At 67.5% G+C, this 20,756-nt stretch carries 20 protein-coding genes; 5 read left to right on the top strand and 15 right to left on the bottom strand.

The annotated features are described in order from the left end of the window. The first annotated feature begins 35 nt into the window (after window positions 1-35). A complete protein-coding gene (locus tag OF829_RS12260) occupies window positions 36-1,568 on the top strand; it encodes a tetratricopeptide repeat-containing protein (protein WP_264940344.1) in 1,533 nt (510 codons plus the stop codon). A 48-nt stretch (window positions 1,569-1,616) separates the two neighbouring features. On the opposite strand, the gene OF829_RS12255 is transcribed toward OF829_RS12260, so the two are convergent. From OF829_RS12255 to OF829_RS12190, 14 genes are all read right to left on the bottom strand, one after another. After that, complete coding sequence (locus OF829_RS12255) at window positions 1,617-2,285, bottom strand: Crp/Fnr family transcriptional regulator (RefSeq protein ID WP_264940343.1); 669 nt, start codon at window positions 2,283-2,285, stop codon at window positions 1,617-1,619. A gap of 50 nt (window positions 2,286-2,335) precedes the next feature. Further along, a complete protein-coding gene (locus OF829_RS12250) occupies window positions 2,336-2,800 on the bottom strand; it encodes a GreA/GreB family elongation factor (protein WP_264940342.1) in 465 nt (154 codons plus the stop codon). Beyond that, window positions 2,800-3,858: an L-glyceraldehyde 3-phosphate reductase gene (mgrA, locus tag OF829_RS12245; protein ID WP_264940341.1), complete on the bottom strand. Its 1,059-nt coding sequence runs from the start codon at window positions 3,856-3,858 to the stop codon at window positions 2,800-2,802. The genes OF829_RS12250 and mgrA overlap by 1 nt, the downstream gene beginning before the upstream one ends. A gap of 131 nt (window positions 3,859-3,989) precedes the next feature. After that, window positions 3,990-4,346, bottom strand: coding sequence for a HesB/IscA family protein (locus OF829_RS12240; RefSeq protein WP_264940340.1), 357 nt, complete (start codon window positions 4,344-4,346; stop codon window positions 3,990-3,992). Beyond that, the gene (locus OF829_RS12235) at window positions 4,346-4,810 is read right to left on the bottom strand and encodes an SUF system Fe-S cluster assembly protein (protein ID WP_264940339.1); all 465 of its coding nucleotides are present in this window, start codon (window positions 4,808-4,810) and stop codon (window positions 4,346-4,348) included. The genes OF829_RS12240 and OF829_RS12235 overlap by 1 nt, the downstream gene beginning before the upstream one ends. Before the next feature lie 10 nt (window positions 4,811-4,820). Then, a complete protein-coding gene (locus tag OF829_RS12230; protein WP_264940338.1) occupies window positions 4,821-6,032 on the bottom strand; it encodes a cysteine desulfurase in 1,212 nt (403 codons plus the stop codon). Beyond that, window positions 6,029-7,111: a SufD family Fe-S cluster assembly protein gene (locus OF829_RS12225; RefSeq protein WP_264940337.1), complete on the bottom strand. Its 1,083-nt coding sequence runs from the start codon at window positions 7,109-7,111 to the stop codon at window positions 6,029-6,031. The genes OF829_RS12230 and OF829_RS12225 overlap by 4 nt, the downstream gene beginning before the upstream one ends. Continuing rightward, a complete protein-coding gene (locus OF829_RS12220; RefSeq protein ID WP_264940336.1) occupies window positions 7,108-7,410 on the bottom strand; it encodes a hypothetical protein in 303 nt (100 codons plus the stop codon). The genes OF829_RS12225 and OF829_RS12220 overlap by 4 nt, the downstream gene beginning before the upstream one ends. Next, window positions 7,407-8,150, bottom strand: a complete 744-nt coding sequence (gene sufC, locus OF829_RS12215; RefSeq protein WP_264940335.1) for a Fe-S cluster assembly ATPase SufC — start codon at window positions 8,148-8,150, stop codon at window positions 7,407-7,409. The genes OF829_RS12220 and sufC overlap by 4 nt, the downstream gene beginning before the upstream one ends. After that, window positions 8,143-8,397, bottom strand: a complete 255-nt coding sequence (locus OF829_RS12210) for a hypothetical protein (protein ID WP_264940334.1) — start codon at window positions 8,395-8,397, stop codon at window positions 8,143-8,145. Before OF829_RS12210 ends, sufC begins: the two co-directional genes overlap by 8 nt. Further along, window positions 8,394-8,804, bottom strand: coding sequence for an endonuclease domain-containing protein (locus OF829_RS12205; RefSeq protein WP_406701427.1), 411 nt, complete (start codon window positions 8,802-8,804; stop codon window positions 8,394-8,396). The genes OF829_RS12210 and OF829_RS12205 overlap by 4 nt, the downstream gene beginning before the upstream one ends. A gap of 116 nt (window positions 8,805-8,920) precedes the next feature. Continuing rightward, on the bottom strand, window positions 8,921-10,384 hold the full coding sequence (gene sufB / locus OF829_RS12200) for a Fe-S cluster assembly protein SufB (RefSeq protein ID WP_264940333.1): 1,464 nt from the start codon (window positions 10,382-10,384) through the stop codon (window positions 8,921-8,923). Continuing rightward, the gene (locus OF829_RS12195; protein WP_264940332.1) at window positions 10,384-10,887 is read right to left on the bottom strand and encodes an RrF2 family transcriptional regulator; all 504 of its coding nucleotides are present in this window, start codon (window positions 10,885-10,887) and stop codon (window positions 10,384-10,386) included. The genes sufB and OF829_RS12195 overlap by 1 nt, the downstream gene beginning before the upstream one ends. Before the next feature lie 77 nt (window positions 10,888-10,964). Continuing rightward, complete coding sequence (locus tag OF829_RS12190) at window positions 10,965-11,837, bottom strand: helix-turn-helix domain-containing protein (protein WP_264940331.1); 873 nt, start codon at window positions 11,835-11,837, stop codon at window positions 10,965-10,967. Window positions 11,838-12,158: 321 nt separating this feature from the next. Here OF829_RS12190 and OF829_RS12185 point away from each other — a divergent pair, with 321 nt between their 5' ends. The 3 genes from OF829_RS12185 (at window position 12,159) to OF829_RS12175 (ending at window position 16,731) form a co-directional block, all read left to right on the top strand. Then, the gene (locus OF829_RS12185) at window positions 12,159-13,136 is read left to right on the top strand and encodes a quinone-dependent dihydroorotate dehydrogenase (RefSeq protein ID WP_264940330.1); all 978 of its coding nucleotides are present in this window, start codon (window positions 12,159-12,161) and stop codon (window positions 13,134-13,136) included. 96 nt (window positions 13,137-13,232) lie between these two features. Then, complete coding sequence (gene ggt / locus OF829_RS12180) at window positions 13,233-14,894, top strand: gamma-glutamyltransferase (RefSeq protein ID WP_264940329.1); 1,662 nt, start codon at window positions 13,233-13,235, stop codon at window positions 14,892-14,894. Window positions 14,895-14,943: 49 nt separating this feature from the next. Next, window positions 14,944-16,731 carry an AMP-dependent synthetase/ligase gene (locus OF829_RS12175; RefSeq protein ID WP_264940328.1) on the top strand — a complete coding sequence of 596 codons (1,788 nt, stop codon included), beginning with the start codon at window positions 14,944-14,946 and terminating at the stop codon, window positions 16,729-16,731. Between the two features lie 145 nt (window positions 16,732-16,876). Here OF829_RS12175 and OF829_RS12170 read toward each other — a convergent pair whose 3' ends face one another. Further along, a complete protein-coding gene (locus OF829_RS12170) occupies window positions 16,877-19,780 on the bottom strand; it encodes a M16 family metallopeptidase (protein ID WP_264940327.1) in 2,904 nt (967 codons plus the stop codon). A 250-nt stretch (window positions 19,781-20,030) separates the two neighbouring features. Between OF829_RS12170 and OF829_RS12165 the strand changes: the two genes are divergently transcribed. Further along, on the top strand, window positions 20,031-20,639 hold the full coding sequence (locus tag OF829_RS12165) for an aspartyl/asparaginyl beta-hydroxylase domain-containing protein (protein ID WP_264940326.1): 609 nt from the start codon (window positions 20,031-20,033) through the stop codon (window positions 20,637-20,639). Window positions 20,640-20,756 lie beyond the last annotated feature (117 nt).

Genomic DNA, 20,756 nt, shown 5'->3' with positions numbered 1-20,756 from the left:
GGGTGGCAGCGATTGGAAAGGCAGCAGGCGTATACATGCTGACACTCGTTACCACCCTCGCCCGGTCAGGCGCGCTTGATCGGGCCTGGGCGTTGTTCGAAGCCGAGGGCTATGGGGCATCGACCGATCCGGCCGCGCTCGCGATAAAGGGCCGGCTGCTCAAGGACCGTGCGCTGCGCGTCTCGGGGGAGGCGCGTGCCGCGCTCTATGGCGAGGCGGCACAGGCCTATGCCGCTGCGGCCGGGGATGGCGGGGCGAGCTATCCGCTGATCAACGCCGCGACGCTCTCGCTGCTCGGCGGGGACCCCGTACGCGCAGCGGAACTGGCGGGGCAGGTGCTCGCGCGGATCGATGCCAATCCCGGCGAGCCGGAGACACCCTATTATCTCGCCGCCACCCGGGCAGAGGCATTGCTGCTGCTCGGCCGGTCCGCCGAGGCGCAGGCCGCGCTCGACGAGGCGATCGCGCTCGCGCCGCGGGCATGGGAGGATCATGCCTCGACGCTGCGCCAGTTCGCGCTGATCCTGGGCGCGCAAGGGGCGGCGGCGGCCTGGCTCGATGCGCGGCGCCCGCGGCGCTCGCTTCATTTTGGCGGGCATATGTCGTTCCGCGCCGATCCCGGGCCGACCCCGCTGACCGAGCGGATCGCGGCGCTGATCGCGCAAGAGCGGGTGGGCTTCGGCTATGGCGCGCTCGCCGCCGGAGCGGACATTCTCGTCGCCGAAGCCTTGGTCGCGGCGGGGGCCGAGCTGCATCTGGTGATCCCGGGCGGGCTCGATGCGTTCGCCGCGCTGTCGGTCGATCCGTTCGGGGGCGAATGGCGCGCACGCTTCGATGCGATGGTCGCCGCGGCGGAGAGCGTGCGCGCGGTCGAGCCGTTGGGCATGCTGCCCGACCGCATCGCCATCGGCCTGGCCGACGAGATCGCGATGGGCGAAACGCGGACCAACGCGAAGCGGCTGGCGAGCGACGCGCTCCAGCTGCTCGTGCTCGCCGAGGGCGAGGATGAGGACCGCAGCCACCCCTTGCGGGTCTGGGCGGGCGGCGGCGGGCGGCAACAGATATTGCGCGCGGCGCGCGAGCCCGTCGATCCGCCCCTCCCCGCCCCGCCCCCGCGCCGGGCCTGCCTCGCCGCGCTGGCGGTTCGGGTCGAGGGCAGCGCGCTTCCCGCAATCGCCGATGTGCTCGCGCGCGGACCCGCGACCGCGGTGCCGCCGAGCTTCACCGGCGAGGCCGTGGTGCTGGCCTTCGATAGCCTGCGCGACGCGGCGGCCTGCGCCGTGGCGCTGACCGAGGTGCGCGGCGCGGCGGTCGGCGGCTTTTACGGGATCGCCGAGACGGTCGCCGATCCCTTCGGCCGCGATCCGAAGCTGGTCGGGCGGGCGCTGGACATCGCCTTCGCCGCGGCGGGATCGGCGCTGCCCGGATCGGTCTGCGTCTCGGACGATTTCGCTGCCACGCTGGCGGCGGTGGCGCCCGAGCGGTTCCACACCGAATTTGTCGGCGAACTCGACGGCGCACGCGCGGCGATGCCCGTGGGCCTCTACGCGCTCAGCGCGAGTCTTTGACTGTCGCATTTTCCGAGTCGTCAGGCGTAACCGCCTGACTAGAAATGCTTAGAGGATCATCTCTTCCAGCCGGCGCGGCGCGACGATGACCAGCGCGTCGGGATCGCGGCGGACGATCCCGCGCCGTTCGAGCGCGCTTACCGCCCTTGATGCCGTCTCGCGCGTCGTCGACATGCGTAGCGCGAGATCGGAGAGGACCGGCGCGGGCTTGATCGCCATCCCGTCATGCTCGCGCGCCAGGCGCAGCAGCTCGGTATAGACGCGCCCCACCGCCGACAGCGCCGAGCGCTCGTACATCCGCGCGGTCGTGGCGCGCAGCCGCTGGATCAGCAGCCGCGAGAGCGCGAGGCCGATACAGCCATGCTGCTGCGCGAGCAACGCGAGCTGCGCGCCTTCGAACTGGAGCGCCTCGACTTCGCCGACCGCGAGCACATCGGCATCCTGCCGCCCCTCCTCGCCTTCGCCCAGCGTGCCGAAGAAATCGCCGGGGATGAATTCGTGGAGCAGCACGATCTGCCCCTCGGCGGTGCACAGCATCGCGCGGGCGCGGCCCACGGTGAGCAGATAGGCCAGCGAGAGCTTGTCGCCCTGGCGCACGATCACCGCCTGCGCGGCGAAGCGCGCCATGCGCGCCCGCGCAAGCACCTGCGCCGCCACCTCCGCCGTGCAGGCGAAGGTGCGGCACACGAAATCATGAGCGTCCCGATCGTGCTGCACGTGTCGACCCCCGGCACCCCCTTGTCCGCCAAAGGGGCCGCGAATTCAATTCAGGGGATCAGTCCGGTTTCGAGGATCTCGATCGCCTCCGCGCGGCCGCCAAAATCCACCCGCTCCCCCGCCTCGGCGCCGAGCAGCGCATGGGCGAGCGGGGCGGAGAAGGCGATGCGGTCGGCGGCGGGATCGGCCTCGTCATGGCCGACCACGTCGATGACCCGCTCCTTGCCCGCGAGCCGGATCCGGACGCGCGAGCCGATTCCGACCACACCCTCTTCCGGCGGCGGCGCGATCTGCGCAGTGGTCTGGCGGGTGTGCCAGTAACGGAGTTCGCGCTTGAGCAATTCCTTCGGCTCGGCCTCGGTCTCCGCCGCCACCGCGGCCTCCAACTCCACTACCTTCGTGCCGATCAGCGCCAGCCCGCGCACCGTGACGAGGTTCGGGCCCGCGGGCAGCGGCAGCTCGAAGCGCGGCTCCTTGTGCTCCTCGTCACTCTCACGGCGAAACGCGACACTCATCAGGCGGGGGCTGCTTCCAGGGTGGACGAAACCTTCCAAAGATCGACCGCGCCTTCGGTTGCATGGGCATCGATTTCGGCGAGCTCGGCGGGGGTGAAGGCGAGATTGTTCACGGCATCGAGCGAGTCGTCGAGCTGCGCCACGGTGCGCGCGCCGATCAGCGCCGAGGTCACGCGCGGATCGCGCAGCACCCAGGCGATCGCCATCTGCGCGAGCGTCTGCCCGCGCCGCTTCGCGATCGCGTCGAGCGCGCGGATGCGGGCGAGATTGTCGCCGCTCAGAAAGCCTTCGCGCAGCGACCCGCCCTTGGCGGCGCGCGCATCGCCGGGGACGCCGTTCAGATATTTCGACGTCAGCATCCCCTGCGCGAGCGGCGAGAAAGCGATGCAGCCCGTGCCGAGATCACCCAGCGTATCGAGCAATTGATCCTCGACCCAGCGATTGAGCATCGAATAGCTGGGCTGGTGGATCAGCAGCGGCACCTTGTGCTCCGCCAGGATCGCCGCGGCCTTGCGCGTCAGATCGGGCGAGTAGCTGGAGATGCCGACATAGAGCGCCTTGCCTGAGCCATGGATCTGCGCGAGCGCGCCCATCGTCTCCTCGAGCGGGGTCTTGGGATCGACGCGGTGCGAATAGAAGATGTCGACATAGTCGAGCCCCATCCGCTTGAGGCTCTGGTCGCACGAGGCGATGAGGTACTTCTTGCTGCCCCCGACATCGCCATAGGGCCCCGGCCACATGTCCCAGCCGGCCTTGGTCGAAATCACCAGCTCGTCGCGGTGCGCCGCGAAGTCGGCCGCCATCACGCGCCCGAAATTCTCCTCGGCCGAGCCATAGGGGGGCCCGTAATTGTTCGCGAGATCGAAATGGGTGACGCCCCGGTCGAACGCGCGGCGCAGCATCGCCCGGCCCGTCTCGAACACATCCGCGCCGCCGAAATTCTGCCAGAGCCCGAGCGAGACCGCGGGCAGATCGAGCCCGGAGCGGCCGCAGCGGCGATAGGGCATGCGGCCGTCATAGCGATTGGAGTCGGCGGCATAAGGCGTCGGGAAGGGCATATTCGCGGTTCCTGCGATAAGGGCCAACCACCACCGTTCGCCCTGAGCTTGTCGAAGGGCTGTTCTTCTACCTTCCCCACGGGAGAAGAAAAGAACGGTGCTTCGACAAGCTCAGCACGAACGGGTTTTGTTCATACCGTAAAGCTCTCGCCACAACCGCAGGCGCCCTTGGCGTTGGGGTTTTCGAAGGTGAAGCCGGCGACGAAATCGTCCTCGACCCAGTCCATCTTCGATCCGATGAGGTAGAGCACCGACGCGCCATCGACGAAGAAACTGCCCCCGGGGGTCTCGATCCGCTCGTCGAAGGGCTTGGCTTCGGTGACGTAATCGACCGAGTAAGCGAGCCCCGAACAGCCGCGGCGCGGGGTGGAGAGCCTGACCCCGATCGTGCCCTCGGGCGCCTTGGCCATGAGCTCGGCGATCCGCGCCTCGGCGGCGGGGGTGAGGGTAAGCGCGGCGGGACGCTGGCGGAGCGTGCTTTCGGCCATCACAGCATCCCCAGTTCGAGCTTGGCCTCGTCGGTCATCTTGCTCGGATCCCAGGCCGGGTCCCAGACCAGGTTGACCTCGGCATGGCCGACGCCGGGCACCGAACCGACGCGCAGCTCGACCTCGGCGGGCATCGACTCCGCGACCGGGCAATGCGGGGTGGTGAGCGTCATCGTCACCGCGGCATGGCCGTCATCGGTTACCTCGACGCCATAGATCAGCCCGAGATCATAGATGTTCACCGGGATTTCGGGATCGTAGATTTCCTTGAGCGCCTCGACGATCGCCGCCTGCAGCGCGCCGCCTTCGCCCGCCACCGGATCGGCTTCGGGCTTTTGCGAGAGGAAGCCTTCGAGATAGTCGCGCTTGCGCTCGAACGTCCCGCGCGCATCTTCGACGCGCGCCTTTGCGGGAGCCTCGACCGACTCCACTTCCTCGACCTGAAACTTCGGTTCCTCGTTCACCCGAAAATCCCTACCCAAAAATACGTGTTACGCGTTCGACGCCCTTCAGCAGCGCCTCGATATCAGCGGGACCGTTATAGACGCCAAAACTTGCCCGTGCCGTCGCGGGCACGCCCAGCGCGTCCATCAGCGGCTGCGCGCAGTGATGCCCCGCGCGGATCGCCACATTGCCCTCATCCAAGATGGTGGCGACATCGTGCGGATGCACCCCCTCGACCGCGAAGCTGACGATCCCGGCGCTGTCCTCGGGCCCGAACAGGCGGACGCTGTTGAGGTGCGACAGCGCCTCGCGCGCCTGGCGGACGAGCGCGGTCTCGTGAGCATGGATGCGCTCGAGCCCGATGCCGTCGACATAATCGCACGCGGCATGCAGCCCGAGCACGCCGACGATATGCGGCGTCCCCGCCTCGAAGCGTCCCGGCGGCGGGGCGTAGGTGGTTTTGGCAAAGGTCACGCGGTCGATCATCGATCCGCCGCCCTGCATGGGTGGCATCGCGTCGAGCAGGTCGTAGCGGCCCCAGAGCACGCCGATCCCGGTCGGGCCGTAGAGCTTGTGCCCCGAAAAGACGTAGAAATCGCAGCCGATCTCCGCGACGTTTACGGCCAGGCGCGGCACCGCCTGGCAGCCGTCGAGCAGGATCTTCGCGCCGACGGCATGGGCGAGTTCGGTCGCACGTTTCGCGTCGAGCACCGATCCCATCACGTTCGAGACATGGGCGAGCGCGACCAGCTTGTGCGCGGGGGTGAGCATCGCCTCCATCGCGTGGAGATCGATGCGATGGTCCTCGGTCAACGGCACCACGTCGATCGCGGCGCCGGTCTTCTCGGCGGCCATCTGCCAGGGCACGATGTTCGAATGATGCTCGAGCGTGGAGAGCAGGATGCGGTCGCCCGGCTTCAGCTGCTCCTGCGCCCAGCACTGGGCGACGAGGTTGATCCCCTCGGTCGCGCCGCGGACGAAGATCGTCTCCTCGGGCTTGCCGCCGATGAACTTCGCCACGCGCTCGCGCGCCGCCTCGAACGCGTAGGTCATGTCCGCCGAGCGCTGATAGACGCCGCGATGGACGGTGGCATAGGTCTCGCCATAGCCGCGCGAAATCGCGTCGAGCACGGAGCGCGGCTTCTGCGCGGTGGCGGCGGTATCGAGATAAGCCCAGCCCGTGGGGATCGCCGGGAAATCGGCGAGCAGGTCGAGCGGGCGGGTTTCGAGATCGATCTTCACAGCGCCGCCTCCAGCCAGGCTTCCGCGTCCGCCGCGAACGCCTCGCGCACCGCCGCGTCGCCGATCCGGCCGAGCGCGTCTGCAACGAATGCGTGGGTGAGCAGCGCGGTCGCCCGCGCCTCGGGGATACCGCGGCTCTCCAGATAGAAGAGCGCGCGCTTGTCGAGCTCTCCCACCGTCGCGCCATGCGCGCACTTCACATCGTCGGCGAAGATTTCGAGTTCGGGCTTCAAATTCACCGTCGCGGTGCGCTTGAGCAGCAGCCCGCGCAGCGACTGTTCGCCATCGGTCTTCTGCGCGTCGCGCGCGACTTCGACGCGGGCGGCGAGGCTGGCGGTCGACTGGCCCGCCGCGACAGCGCGCCAGAGCTGGCGGCTGGTGCCGTCGACATTCTGATGCCGCACCGCGACCGCGCATTCCTGCTTCTGCTCGCCGCGCGTGAGCAGCGCCCCGCCCATTTCGGCGAAGGCGCCCTTGCCCGTGAGCGTCAGCGCGCCGTCGATCCGGCTGCCCATCCCGCCCATGCCGAGGAAGATCGAGACGAGGCTGGCGGCCTCGCCGATCTCGGCCTCGTCGCGGAGCGAGACGAAACCCTCGGCCTGGAGCAGGCGCACCGAGCGCATCAGCCGGGCGCCCTTCGCAAGACTGATGTGCGTGAGCCGGTTGGCCCAGCCCGCGCCCGCATAGGTCTCGACTACCGAGGCGACCGCATCCTCGTCCATCGCGATCCGCGCGGGCACATGGCTCTCGCCGCCGGTGCCGAGATGGGCGATCTGCACCGTCTCCTCGGCCTGCTCGCTCGCCAGCTTCAGCGCCCAGCCCTCCCCCTCGGCGAGCCGCCCGAGCGGATGATCGCCCGACGACGCGATCCGCTCGACCTTGACCCGGCCAGGGACGCTATGCGCGGGCTCGAACGCGCCATCGACGAACAGCAGACGCGGGCCGGGCATATCGAGGAACAGCGATTTGGGATCGACGCCGGTGGCATGCGGCGCGGCGTCGGCGGCGGATTGAAGCGCGGCCATATCGGCCCAGCGCCATTCCTCCTGCTTGGGCGAAGGCAGGTCGAGCACGCTCATCGCCGTCCTTCCAGCGATTGGCGCACATCGGCGAGCAGCTCGGGCTTGTGCCCATTCACGCAGGCATGGACGTCTCGCGCCTTCACCCGCACGCAGCGCGCCGCGGTCTGGCACAGCGCCGCATCGAGCCGCAGGCGGCCGCTCGACTGGTTGAGCGCGCAGGTGAACTTGCCGCGCGGATCGCGCCCGACCCGCACCTCGACCTGGTCGAGCCGCTTGCCGATCACGACGATATCGGTCTCCTCCGGCGGAGGCGCCGGCACGTCCTGAACGGCAACGAGAAGCGCGAGCAGGATCACGCCGCCACCGCGCCATAGCCCTCGGCTTCGAGCGCGAGCGCCAGCTCGGGCCCGCCCGAGCGGGTGATCCGTCCGTCGCTCAGCACATGGACGAAATCGGGGCGGACATAGTCGAGCAGCCGCTGGTAATGGGTGATCAGCAGCACCGCCTTGTCCGCGCCGCGCATGATCCGGTTGATGCCGTCGCCGACGGTGCGCAGCGCATCGATGTCGAGCCCGCTATCGGTCTCGTCGAGTACCGCGAACTTCGGCGCGATGATCCCCATCTGCACCATCTCGTTGCGCTTCTTCTCGCCGCCCGAGAAGCCGACATTCACCGGCCGCTTGAGCATCTCCATGTCCATGCCGAGCGCATCGGCCTGGGCGCGGGCGATCTTGAGGAATTCCGCGCCCGAGAGCGGCGCTTCGCCCCGCGCGCGGCGCTGGCTGTTGAGGGCTTCGCGGAGGAACTGGACGTTCGAGATGCCCGGGATCTCTACCGGATATTGGAAGCCGAGGAACAGGCCCGCCGCGGCGCGCTCGTGCGGGGCGAGTTCGAGCAGGTCGGCGCCATCGAAGGTTACCGAGCCTTCGGTCACTTCATAGCCCGACCGCCCGCCCAGCACATAGCCGAGCGTCGATTTGCCCGCGCCATTGGGGCCCATGATCGCATGGACCTCGCCCGCATTCACGGTGAGCGACAGGCCCTTGAGGATCGGCTTGTCCGCGACGGTGGCGTGGAGATTGGTGATGTTAAGCAACTGACAAACCTATAAAAAGAGCTATAAAGGAGAAGGTGGCCAAGGCAAGAACAGCAACGAATGCGTAGTTGAAACCCTGCCGCAATTTGAACAGCGTCGGATTCCGCCTGCGCGACCAGGGTTCATACGGCACGAAAAAGAGAAGAGCCTTTCCAGTCCGCTGTTCGAACCGCGTCGCCCAAAACTGTCCCGCAGTCGCCGCGCCTGCCAGCAGGATCATCGGCAAGGCACCCCAAGCGATCGTCACCCCACACTCCCCTCAAGCGAAATCCCTAGCAATTCCTGCACCTCAACCCCTTCAAGCCCCTCCCCTTCAGGGGAGGGGTTGGGGTGGGGGCTCTCCACGGGCATTGGCGTCCCAGCAAGAGCCTCAGCGATCAAATAAGCGACCCCGTCGATGTTGGTCATGACATCGTGGTTCGTGACGCGCACGGTGCGATAGCCGCGCTGCGCCATCAGGTCATCGCGCAAACGATCTTTCGCACCGTCGTGCGTGTCGCCATCCACCTCGACGATCAGCGCGCTACGCGGGCACAGGAAGTCGGCAATGAAAGGCGGGATCACGGTCTGGCGACGAAACTTATGTCCCGACATCTGCGAGCCTGACAGAATGCGCCAGACGCGCTTCTCGGGCTCAGTAGGGTTCTTGCGCATTTCGGCAGCGCGGGCGTGCAACTCGGCAATGGCATTCGCGGAGAGCCCCCACCCCCGACCCCTCCCCTGAAGGGGAGGGGAGTTTGAGCGCAGATCGTTGTCGCGTGGCGTGAGCATCACCCCACACTCCCTTCCAGCGAAATCCCCAGCAATTTCTGCGCCTCCACGGCGAACTCCATCGGGAGCTGCTGGAGCACTTCCTTGGCGAAGCCGTTGACGATCAGCGCCACCGCGGCCTCCTGATCGAGCCCGCGCTGCATCGCGTAGAAGAGCTGGTCCTCGCTGATCTTCGAAGTGGTGGCCTCGTGCTCGATCTGGGCGGAGGGGTTGCGGACCTCGATATAGGGCACGGTGTGCGCGCCGCACCGGTCGCCGAGCAACAGGCTGTCGCACTGGGTGAAGTTGCGCACGCCCTCGGCGGTGGGGCCGACGCGCACCAGTCCGCGATAGGTATTGTTCGAGCGGCCCGCCGAGATGCCCTTCGAGACGATCGTCGAGCGGCTGCCCTTCCCCAGATGGATCATCTTGGTGCCGGTATCGGCCTGCTGGCGGTTGTTGGTGACCGCGACCGAATAGAATTCGCCGACGCTGTTCTCGCCCGAGAGCACGCAGCTGGGATATTTCCAGGTGATCGCGCTACCGGTCTCGACCTGGGTCCACGACACCTTCGAGTTTTTCCCCGAACACAGCGCGCGCTTGGTGACGAAGTTGTAGATGCCGCCCTTGCCGTTCTCGTCGCCGGGGTACCAGTTCTGGACGGTCGAATATTTGATCTCGGCATCATCCAGCGCAACCAGCTCGACCACCGCGGCATGGAGCTGGTTCTCGTCGCGCATCGGCGCGGTGCAGCCCTCGAGATACGAGACGTACGACCCCTTGTCGGCGACGATCAGCGTGCGTTCGAACTGGCCGGTATTTTCGGCGTTGATGCGGAAATAGGTGCTGAGCTCCATCGGGCAGCGCACGCCCTCGGGCACATACACGAACGTCCCGTCGCTGAAGACCGCGCAGTTGAGGGCTGCGAAATAATTGTCGTGCTGGGGCACGACCTTCCCAAGATATTTGCGAACCAGATCCGGATACTCGCGGATCGCCTCGCTGATCGAGCGGAAGATGACGCCCGCGGATTCGAGCTCGGCGCGGAAGGTGGTGGCGACCGAGACGCTGTCGAACACCGCATCGACCGCGACCTTGCGGCTGCCCTCGACGCCCGCGAGCACCTTCTGCTCCTCGATCGGGATGCCGAGCTTTTCATAGACGCGCAGGATCTCGGGATCGACCTCGTCGAGGCTGCCGAGCCTGGGTTTGGCCTTGGGCTCGGCGTAGTAGTACGCATCCTGGTAATCGATCGGCGGGACGTCGAGCTTGGCCCAATCGGGCGGGGTCATGGTCAGCCACAGGCGATACGCCTTGAGCCGCCACTCCAGCATCCATTCGGGCTCGTTCTTCTTGGCCGAGATGAAGCGGACCGTGTCCTCGCTCAGCCCCTTGGGCGCAAACTCCTGCTCGATGTCCGAGGAGAAGCCCCATTCATATTTCTTGTTGGCGGCGGCGAGCGCCTCCGCATTCTTGGTGGCCATTACGCGTGCCCTTCGACTTCCACACCGTTCGTTTCGAGCGCAGTCGAGAAACGATGGCCGGGCGCTGGCTTCTCGACTTCGCTCGAAGCGAACGGAGAGGGATTGGAAAGGCTGGCGAGGCTGACCCCCGCGAGCGCGCCGCGCACCGCGCCGTTGACCGCGCCCATATGCGGCTTCACCCGGCAATTCTCCTCGATGCAGCAATCATGCTTGCCGCTCTCGACACACGCGCTCATCGCGATCGGGCCCTCGATCGCCTCGACGATATCGGCGAGGCTGATCGTCGCGGGCGGGCGGGCGAGGCGAAAGCCGCCGCCGGTGCCGCGCGCGCTCTCGATCAGGCCCGCCGCGGAGAGCTTGCTCACCAATTTCTGCACCGTCGGCAGCGGCAACCCGGTCTCGTCGGCGATCAGGGTCGCGTTGAGCCGCCCGCTCACGCCGCAATGACGCGCGGCGGCGGACATCATCACGACCGCATAATCGGCGAGGCTCGATAGTCTCATTGGCTTCCTTGTCGGCCCTCCGCGCAACAGCGCTACGGGAACAATCGGACGAAAACGTTCCGATTGCCCAAATGGGCTCACTTGCCCCCGGGGTCAACCGATTCGGGGATCACATCGGGCAGAAAATGGAACGTCTCGCTGTCGAGCGTCAGCGCCAGCACCGGATCGATCCCGGCGCGCAGCGAGGTCGGGGTGTGCCCGGTGAAGCGCCGCACCTCGTTGATCATGTGCGACTGGTCGGCAAAGGGCTCGGCGGCGTCGGCCGGATCGCCGCCCTGATAGATGCGCATCGCCGCCCGGATCGCGCGGAACTTGCGCTCGAGCATCTTCGGCGGCCCGCCGAAATATTCGTTGCACACGCGCATCACCTGGCGCTCGCTCATATCGACCATCGCGTAGAGCGCCTCGACGCCCCCCGCCCCCCCAGAAGCTCCTGCTGCCGCCCATTCGCGCACCGCGCGGGCGAGCGCGAGATGCGCCTCGGGCACGCGCCGGCGCCGCGCGAGCAGGAAAGGCTCGACCGCGGCGATCATCTCCTCGATCGTCGCCATCGCGCGCAGCCGCTCAAGCAGGTCGAGCGCCTGCGTGCCGAACAGCTCGGCGCCGTCGAGCAGGCGATTGGTGACCTTGTTTGCGGGCAGGCCGATCAGCGACTTCCAGCCGATCGCGCGCAGCGACACGCCGAAACAGTGGAAGGGTCCATCGACATGATAGGCCGCCGCCCCCGTCCCCGGCGGATTGATCATCACCGGATGCGAAGGCTCGACGTGCCCGTCGGGGAAAGTCCGCCTGCCCTTTCCCTTCAGCATGAAGCGGATCTGGCCCATGTCGACCCGGTCGACGCCGTCAATGGTTTCGCTATCGAAACGATATAGATAATAGGATTCGACCAACGGCAACAGCGCGCCGTCCGATTTGACGAGTTCAATATTTGGAATTTCGGAGCTCACCGCGTGCAAACGCCCGCCGGTTCGTACGAATACGCAACAACTACCATCGGCGTGCGACCCTCGATACTTGCCCTTGTCGCAGGGCATAGTGCGGAAGTTTCGATGGTTAAAGGCGGCGAAAAGAAAAAAAGGCCCGGCCAGCAAGCTGACCGGGCCGAGATGAAAGGGTCCACTCGAAAGCGGAACCCCTCGGGTCGCTCAAGGATGTAGCCACATCCTGTCGGACAGGTATTGGAAGAATCCGCCATTTCAGAGCCGGTTGACCCGTTTCCGGCGCCAGGCTTTGACGCACTGAGCGCGCGATGCCATGGCCCGGGCACCATGGGATTCCCGCTGCAATCCGCGCTTTTCGCGCTCGACGCCGAAGCCGCGCACCGCGCTGCGATCATGGCGCTCAGGTTCTGGGGCGGCCTCGGCGCGCCATTCGGCTCCGGAACGGATGATTTGCCCGGAGTGACGATTGCGGGGGTGCGCTTCCCGAATCGAGTCGGGCTGGCGGCGGGGCTCGACAAGAGTGCCGAGGCCATTACCGGGCTGTTCGCGCTCGGCTTCGGATCGGTCGAAGTCGGCACGCTGACGCCGCGCCCGCAGCCGGGCAACCCGAAGCCGCGCCTGTTCCGCCTCACCGAGGACGAGGCGGTGATCAACCGCATGGGCTTCAACAATGACGGGATCGACGCCGCGCTGGCGCGGATCGCGCGATTGGGCGCGCGCGCGGGCGTGCTCGGCATCAATGTCGGCGTGAACAAGGATTCGGACGACCGCGTCGCGGACTATGCGCTGGGCGTCGCCAAGGCGGCGCCGCATGCCGATTACATCACGATCAACGTCAGTTCGCCCAACACCCCCGGCCTGCGCGATCTCCAGTCACGCCCTGCGCTCGACGAGCTGCTCGCCGCCGCGCACGCCGCGCGGGGCACGACCCCCCTGTTCCTCAAGATCGCCCCCGATCTCGACCGCGCCGGGATCGAAGGTGCCGTCCGCGCCGCGATCGATAACCGGGTCGATGCGCTGATCGTCAGCAACACGACGATCTCGCGCCCGCCGCTCAAATCGGCGCATGCGGGCGAGGCGGGCGGGCTTTCCGGCGCGCCGCTCCGCGATCTCGCCCGCGCCAAGCTGGCCGAGGCGCTCGCGATCGGCGCGGAGGCGCTGCCGGTGATCTCGGTGGGCGGAATCGACAGCGCCGACGAGGCGAAGCGGCGGATCGATGCGGGCGCGGCGATGGTGCAGCTCTATTCGGCGCTTGTCTTCAAAGGGCCGGGGCTGGTGCGCGAGATTGCGCGGTCGCTAGCCTGAATATCCTCCCCCGCCAGGGGGAGGATTGGAGAGGCGCTTCCTCTAGGGCGACGTAGCGTCTTTGCCCCGCCCCGAATCCCCGCTACGGCTGTAGCGATGAAGAAGCTGCTGCTGTTCGCGCTGGTCATCCTGTTCCTGCCGAGCCTCGCCACCGCGCAAGGCGTCGTCGCCTCCGCCGATCCGCGCGCGACCGCCGCGGGGCAGGAAATCCTCCGCAAGGGCGGCAGCGCCACCGACGCATCGATGGCGATGATGCTCGCGCTCACCGTGGTCGAGCCGCAATCCTCGGGCGTGGGCGGGGGCGGCTTCCTCGTCCATCACGACGGCCGCACCGGCAGGATCGAGACGATCGACGGCCGCGAGACCGCCCCCTTCGCGGCGGTGCCCGGGCGCTTCCTGGGCGCGGACGGCAAGCCGATGAACTTCATGGCCGCGGTGCAGGGCGGGCTCTCGGTCGGCGTGCCCGGCAATATCCGCCTGATGGCGATGGCGCATCAGCGCTGGGGCAAGCTGCCCTGGAAAGACATCTTCGCCCCCGCGATCCGGCTGGCTGAAGAGGGCTATGACGTCACCAAGCCGATGGCGGCGGCGATGGCCTATCTCGCGCCGATCTGGCGCGAGCGATTCCCGGCGATCGCCGCGCTCTATCTCGACGCGAACGGCCAGCCGCTGCCGATCGGCACGCATATCCGCAACCCCGCGCTCGGCAAGCTGCTCCGCATGATCGCCGATGAGGGCCCCGACGCCTTTTATTCGGGCGACAATGCCGCCGCGATCGTGGCCACCACCAACGCGTTCAATCCGGGCGGGATGACGCTCGCCGATCTCGGCTCGTACCGGGCCAAGCCACGCGACGCGGTGTGCGGCACCTATCGCCGCTACAAGGTGTGCGGCATGGGCCCGCCCTCTTCGGGCGCGGTCACGGTGCTCCAGATCCTCGGCATGCTCCAGTCGTTCGACATAGCGAAGATGGGCAAGGATTCGCCGGTCGCCTGGCATCTGATCGGCGAGGCGATGCAGCTCGCCTATGCCGACCGCGACAAATATCTGGGTGACAGCGATTTCGTGAGCGTGCCGGTGAAGGGGCTGATCGACCGGCGCTATCTGCGCGCGCGCTCGAAGCTGATCTCGCCCGACCGGTCGCTGGCCGACTACCAGCCCGGCAACCCGCCCGGCGCGCCCCGGCGCACCGTCGCGCCGCAGAACGAGGTGCCGGGCACGACGCATTTCGTCGCGGTCGACGGCGCGGGCAATATCGACTCGATGACCTCGACCGTCGAAGGGCCGTTCGGCAGCCAGCTGATCGCCAATGGCTATGTGCTCAACAACGAGCTGACCGATTTCAGCTTCGCCCCCGAAAAGGACGGCGCGCCCGTCGCCAACCGCGTCGAGCCGGGCAAAAGACCGCTCAGCTCGATGTCGCCGACGATCGTCTATCTCGACGGCAAGCCGATCCTCGCGCTCGGCTCAGCGGGCGGCAAGCGGATCATCATGCATGTGCTGAAGACGTTGGTCGGCGTGCTCGACTGGCACCTGCCCGTCGCCGATTCGATCGCGCTGCCGAACCTCTATTTCGACCGCCAGGGGCTGCTGATCGAGGGCAATCCGATGGGGCTGACCCTGGTCGCCGGGGTCGCCAGGCTCGGCCCGGCGCGCGCGTCGGACGTCACATCCAAGGTCACCGCACTCGAATGGACGCCCGTCGGCTGGCGCGGCGCCGCCGATCCGCGCAGCGTGGGGACCGTCGCCATACAATGAGGAGAATGGGAGCACGGGCGCAAAGTCCGGCTCCGGGGGAGAGGAAGTGATGCGCAGGCTCGAACGGTTCGACAATCTCGTCCAGATGTTCTTCGCGCGGGCGAAGGCCAAGGGCGAGGCGCCCTTTTTGTGGCACAAGGCCGGGGGGAAATGGACCCCCACCAGCTGGGCCGAGACCGCGCGCCAGATCGCGAGCCTTGCCGCCGCGCTCCAGGCGCTTGGATTGAAGCGCGGCGACCGGGTGATGCTGGTCTGCGAGAACCGGCCCGAATTCCTGATCAGCGATTTCGCGATCATGGCCGCGGGCTGCATCACCGTGCCGACCTACACCACCAATACCGAGCGCGATCACCAGCATATCCTCGACAATTCGGGGGCGTGCGCGACGATCGTGTCGAGCGAGAAGCTCGCCAAGGCCCTGCTCCCCGCGGTGCTGCGCGCGACCAGCGGCAGCCACATCGTGATCGGCATCGAAGAGTTCCGATCGGGCCAGGTCGGCGGCTTCGCCTTCCACCAGTGGCGCAAGCTGATCGGGGATCATCCCGCCGATCCCACCGTCATGGCGTCCAAGGCCGCCTTCCGCCGCGAGGAGCTGGCGTGCATCATCTACACCAGCGGCACCGGCGGATCCCCGCGCGGGGTGATGCAGCATCACGGCGCGATCCTGCACAATGTCGAGGGCTGCTGCGCGCTGATCAGCGAGGATTTCGGCTGGGGCGACGAGGTGTTCCTGAGCTTCCTCCCGCTCTCCCACGCCTATGAACATACCGGCGGGCAGCATTTCCCGATCGGGCTGGGCGCGCAGATCTATTATTCCGAAGGGCTCGAAAAGCTCGCCTCGAACATCGAGGAGGTGCGCCCGACGATCATGGTCGTGGTCCCGCGCCTGTTCGAGGTGCTGCGCACGCGGATCACCAAACAGGTCGAGAAACAGGGCAGGTTCGCCAATTACCTGCTCGACCGCGCGGTCTCGATCGGGCTCAAAAAGGCGACGCGCGGCATCCCGCTCCACGACCGGCCGATGGACTTGCTCCTCAATGCCACGCTGCGGCCCAAGCTCGCCAAGAAGTTCGGCGGACGGATCAAGGCGATGGTCTCGGGTGGGGCCCCGCTCACGCCGGAGGTCGGCACCTTCTTCGAGTCGCTGGGGCTGACCTTCCTGCAGGGCTATGGCCAGACCGAGTCCGCGCCGGTCATCTCGTGCAACCGGCCCAAGGTCGGGCTCAAGATGGACACGGTCGGCCCGCCGCTCGAGGGCGTCGAACTCAAGATCGCCCCCGATGGCGAGATCCTGGTGCGCGGCGAACTCGTCATGCACGGCTATTGGCGCAACGAGGAGGAGACCGCGCGCGTCCTCAAGGACGGCTGGCTCCACACCGGCGATATCGGCCTCATCGACGAAAAGGGCCGGATCAAGATCACCGACCGCAAGAAGGACATCATCGTCAACGACAAGGGCGACAATGTCGCCCCGCAAAAGGTCGAGGGGATGCTGACGCTCCAGCCCGAGATCGTCCAGGCAATGATCGCGGGCGACAAGAAGCCCTATATGACCGCGGTGCTCGTCCCCGATTCCGAATGGACCGCGGAATGGTGCGCCAGGAACGGGAGCAAGTGCGACTTCAAGGAGCTGGCGCACGACCCCGATTACAAGCGCGCGCTGGGCGAGGCGGTCGAGCGGGTGAACAAGGACCTTTCGGTGATCGAGCGCATCCGCAAGTTCATCCTGGCGGACGGGCCGTTCACGATCGACAATGAGCAGCTTACGCCGAGCTTGAAGATCCGGCGGCACGTGTTGAAGCAGGTGTATGGCGAGCGGCTGGACGCGCTGTATTGAAATTCCCTCTCCCATTGGGAGAGGGAGGGAGCGAACGAAGTTCGCGGAAGGGTGAGGGTGATCGAGGTGAGCCACCACTCACCCTCATCCTTCCCACCGCTTCGCGGCGGGCCCCTTCCTTCTCCCAAAGGGAGAAGGAGTTAGATCACCGCCCCGCCCGCTTCTCCGGCAGCACCACCATCGTCCAGTCCTTGGCCGGCACGAAATATTTCGCCGCCAGCGCCTGGATCTGCGCCGGCGTCGCATAGGAGATGTCGCGCGGCAGCGTCTCCACCGCGGCGATGCGGGCCGGGTCGAAGGCGCCGCCTTCCACCAACCGCATCCAGAACATGTTGCCGCTCGACTGGCGAATGATCAGCGAACGCAGCGGATTGATCGCGCGGTCGAGCTCGTCGCGGCTGACCGGGTTCGCGACCAGATCGGCGGCGATGCTGCGCGCGAGCTCGAAGAAGAAGCCGGTCTTGTCGGGAGGCAGCATGCCCACCGCCATCATCTTGCCGCCGCCGGGCATGCCCAGCGGCCAGTCGCTCAGCACCATCGGCGAATAGCTGAGCCCCGCTTCGCTGCGCAATTTGTCGATCAGCCGGTCGCGGAAGATCGCGGCGAGGATCTCGAGCCGGCGGCTCTCGGTGATGCCATTGTTCGCGGTGCCCCCGCCGGTCGGCCAGGCGATCACCGCCGCGGCCTGATCGGGCTGGCCGGTGTGATAGCGAACGACGGGGGTCGCGACATGCGCCGGGAACCTGGCCGGGGCGCCCACGATCGCGCCCAGCGTCCGCGGCTTGAGCGCGCCGAAAGTCGCGCCGACCGCCTTGATCGTCGCCTCGGTATCGAGATCGCCGAACACCTCCACCTCGATCGGGCCGCTCGCCAGCAAGGGCTCCCACAGCTTGCGGAAGCTCGCCGGGTTCAGCGCGGCGATCGTCGCCTTGGGCGGCGTGCCCCAGCGCGGATCGCCCGAATGGAGCAGCGCGTCGAGATCGCGTCCCAGCACCGCATCGGGCGAGGCCGACATTCCGGCATAGCCGCTCAGCATCGCCGCGCGCGCGCGGTTGACCGGATTGGGATCCCAGCTCGGCGCCGCCAGCTTGGTGGCGAACAGCTTGAGCTGGTCGGCCAGATCCTCCTTGGTGGTCTGGCCCGAGAAGGTGAAGGCATCGTCGCCCACCGCAAAATCGAGCCCCATGGTGCGGCTGCCCGTCAGCGCGTCGAGTTCCTCCTGGCCATAAGTGCCGATCCCGCTCGCGACGAGCGCGGCCGGGGCGGCCCAGGCCGGGGTCTGGCGCGTCGAGGGCAGGCCCTGCAGCCCGCGCCCGAAGCGGACATTGACATAGACCTTGCTCACCTCCGACGCATTCTCGTGGACGAGCAGGACGACGCCATTGGCGAACACCACCTTCTCGACCTTGGGCGAATCGAGCACGGTCGTGCGGCTGACGATCGCGCTCGCGGCGCCCAGCTTCGGCAGCTGATCGAAGCTGACATTGCCGACCATCCGGCGCTTGGTGGCGGCCGTCACCTCGGCGCTGATCGCGGCCGAGAGCTTGGTGACGGTCGAGGCGTCCGCCTTGTGGGTGTTGAGCAGCGCCCGCGTCGCGGTCCCCTGGAACACGCGCTTCGACGAGGCCTGGACGGCGGCGGGGTTGAACATCCCCTTGGCCTTGGCTTCCGCGAAAATGGCATAGCTGCCCTCGGGCGTGGTCATCGTCTCGTTGATATCGACCGCTTCGACCAGATCGTCAGCGAGCGACACGCCCGATTCGACCGGGGCGGTGGCGATGCGGTTCTTCATCGCCGATTCGATCTCGGCGAGTTCGCGGTCGATCTCGGCCTGGGTCGGGGGATTCGCCTGGGCATCGGCGATCACCTCGCGCACATCCTTGAGCGCGGTCTCCCAATTGTCGCCCGAGGGCAGGATCTGCACCGTCGTCACATTGGCGGACCGCGCGATATCGTCGAGATTGGCGCCTGCTGCCAGGAAACTGGCGCCGGCGCGCGCGCGCGTCTCCAGCCTGCGGTTGATGATGCGCAGTGCGACCAGATCGACCATCCGCTCCTGGTTGAAGATCACCGTGTCGGCGAAGACGGTCCAGGGGCGCACCACCGTGATCAGCGCCATCGGCGGGATGGTCGGCTCGACGAGCGAGGCGCTCACCGGATGCCCCTCCTCGGGCTTGCCGAAATCGGGCGATTTGGGCGCGGGGCCCTTGCCCTGCCAGCCCGAGAAATGCTTGACGACCATCGCCTCGAGTTGGGCCGGGTCCATGTCGCCGACCACGATCACCACCGCGCGCTCGGGGCGGTACCAGCGGTCGTGGAACGCCTTGACGGTCTCGGGGGTGGCGGCGTTGAGCGCCTCGGTCGTGCCGATCGGCTTGCGCACCGCGACCGGCTGGCCCGCGAACATCAGCCCGAACATCGCATCCTGCATCCGCGATTGCGGCCCCGGAATCTCGCGCGCCTCGGCGAGCACCACCGGCCGCTCGGCGTTGAGATCGGCCTGCGACAGCGCGGGGCCGTACATCATGCCGCCCAGGATTTTCATGCTCTCATCGAAGCCGGCGGTCGTCGCGTTGGGCAGGTCGAGCTTGTAGACCGTCTGGGTGAAGGTGGTCTGCGCGTTGCTATCCGATCCGAAGGTCACGCCCAGCCGCTGCCAGATCCGCTTCGAATCGCCGTCGGGCACGAATTCCGAGCTGCGGAACGAGAGATGTTCGAGCAGATGCGCGAAGCCGCGCTCGCTGTCGGTCTCCATCAGCGAGCCCGCGTCGATCCGCACGCGCACCGAGATCTGCCCGGGGGGCACGCCGTTCTTGCGCACCGCATAGCGCACGCCGTTGGGCAGCCGCCCGAACCGCCAGGCGGTATCCTGGACGATATCGCTGCCCTTGTAGAGCCAGGGATCGTCGGCGGTCTGGACCGGCCGCGAGGTCGGCGCCGCGGCCGGAACCGCCTGGGGCGCGACCTGAGCCAGCGCGGGAACCGCGAGGCCGAGAACCGAAAGGGCGAGGAGGGCGAAGCGCGGCAGGCGCGAAAGGTACGGGAACATGCTGCTTTTAGTAAGGTGCGCGGCGGCTTCCCGCAATCCCGCGCTTGGCCCGGCCGCGAGCTGCCGATCCAGCCCCGGGACGTTGCGCGAGCGTTGCGATCCTGCCGCAATCTCGTTCAGCGCGCCATCATTTGGGCGCATGTAATGCTTAACTCCTGTGCCTTCGGGCCATCGCGCCATGCCAGCGGGAAACTGGCGAGGCTGCGAAAAACCAAATGGGAATCGGAAGCCGCCGAGGAGTCGGAAACGCGTGCGTGTCGAAGCCGGAAACTGGGATGAAATGTGGCAGCAGGCGGGCGCTTCGCGTCCGGCATCGCTGCGCACGCTTCTTCGCGGACCGCTCGACCGGCTGATCGCCTCCTGCTCGCTCGTCGCGACCAGCCCGGTGCTCGACGTGCGCGACTTTCCCTGGACGGCGCTGCTGCGCGAGAATTGGCGCGCGATTCGCGCCGAGACCGAGGCCGCGCGCCAGCTGATCGTCGGGGGCAAGCCGATCGAGGAGACGCTGTCGCGCTGCCCGGTGACCGCTTCGCTGGTCCATCAGATCCCGGGGCTGGTGAACGCCACGGTCTCGACGCTCGCGGCGGGCGCGCATATCCCCGCGCATCGCGGCGCGACCAAGGGGCTGATCACCTGCCACCTCGGGCTCGCGGTGCCGCGCGACGGCGATGTCCGCATGGCGCTGGCCAACCGGGTGCTGCGCTGGGCCGAGGGCGAGACGCTCGTGTTCGACGACAGCTATGCGCACGAGATCTGGAACGAGGCGGGCGCGCCGCGCACCGTGCTCCACCTCCAGTTCCGCCGCCCGATGCGCCAGCCGGCGCGCTGGCTCGCCGAGCGGCTGGCGACGCGGCGCTAGGGTTTCGCTTGCAATGTTGGATTTCGCCTGCTGGATTCGGCGTCGCTCGTTGAGCCGTCGATCCCCGTGCCTGTGGCACTCGCAATTCCAACGGAATGCGCAAATCCCCTCGGGCAA

This window comes from Sphingomonas caeni, from assembly GCF_026013415.1.
In the GTDB taxonomy this organism is placed as follows: Bacteria; Pseudomonadota; Alphaproteobacteria; order Sphingomonadales; family Sphingomonadaceae; genus Sphingomonas; species Sphingomonas caeni.
Note: the sequence above shows the minus strand (reverse complement) of the source record. Positions and strands in the feature narration are given on the sequence as shown.